A 1,271-nucleotide genomic window follows, 5' to 3' on the forward strand; every position below is an offset into this window, starting at 1 on the left:
GCCGACGAGGCGGCAGCGGCCGGAGCGGCGGCGGCCTCGGGGGCACTGGCGGCCGGCGCAGGCGCAGGCGCCGGTGCCGCATCGGCCGCGAAGCTCGTGCCGCACGACAGTCCCAACCATCCCGCCAGGCATCCGGCAGCCAGCAGGCTGCGACTACGTTTGAACATGGGCGCGGTCTTTCTCAAAAGGTGGCCGAGACGAACAGCTCGAGGACGTTCGCGTCGAACGAATACAGGCTGTGGGTGCGGATGTCGGTGAAGTTCTTGTAGCGAAAGCGCATGAACTGGTACTGCGCGTTCCACTTGATGTCGTACTTGTCGGCGATCTTGCCGGCGGCGTAGGTGGCCTTCGCGCCGATGCTCACATCGTTGAAGTTGCTCAGCTGCTTGTTGCGCGACACGTAGCGCGTCTCGCTCTGCGCGTTGTCGGCGTAGAACAGCGCCTGCTTCTGCGTGTTGTAGCGCACGAAGCCCTCGCCCAGCCATTGCGCGCCGAAGTAGCGGGTGTAGCCCAGCTCCAGCGTGTGCGCCTTGATCTCCCAGTTGTCCCAGAAGTAGCGGTACTCGGCGCGCAGCGCGGCGCGTTGCTCGCCCTGCCCGATGTCGCCGACGGCGCGCAGCTTCAGTGCGCGGCTCGAGCGGGTGCGCGGGTAGCGCTCCTGCACCAGCGTGCCGAACACCTGAGCCACGCGGTACGGGTTGCCGAGGTAGCCGTTGTCGGAGACGGCTTCCAGGTTCGCGCTCGCCAGCCAGCGCGGCGTCAGGATCTGCGTGACGCCCAGGCGGTAGCGCCAGTGCTGCGCCGTGTCGAACATGCCGTCGTAGCGCGAGCCGACCTGGTCGGCGCCGCGCGACGCGCCGAGGCTGATCGTCGTCATGCCGCCGAACACCTCCTGCGAGACGTCCACGCTCACCGTGTTCGCCTTGTAGTCGGGCTCGTCGCTGGTGGTGCCCGAGATCGAGACCTGCGCGTCGCGGTAGACGTAGTCGGCGCCGAGGCTGTATTCGGTGCGCTTTTCCTTGTAGGGGCTCGCGGTCGTCACGACGTCGATCGACGCGTTGCTGACCGAGTCGATGAAGTACGAGCCGCTGATCGACAGCCGTTCGGCGACCTTCTTGCGGATCAGCAGCGCCGGGCCGTCGGCACGCGTGCCGCCGCCGTCGTAGAAGTGGTACATCGCGTCGGCGCGGTCTTCGGGCAGGTCGACGGCATACGCCGCCCCTGCCGCCGCCACGCCGCCGACCACCACGCCGAGCGCGCGGCCCGCGCGC

The 1,271-nt window shown here is 68.4% G+C and carries 1 protein-coding gene; it reads right to left on the minus strand.

The features are described from left to right. Window positions 1-181: 181 nt before the first annotated feature. On the minus strand, window positions 182-1,271 hold a 1,090-nt coding region (locus tag AC1D01_RS35285), incomplete at its 5' end, for a DUF3570 domain-containing protein (protein ID WP_477874258.1).

The sequence above is a fragment of the Rhizobacter sp. P3_B12 genome, assembly GCF_056402895.1.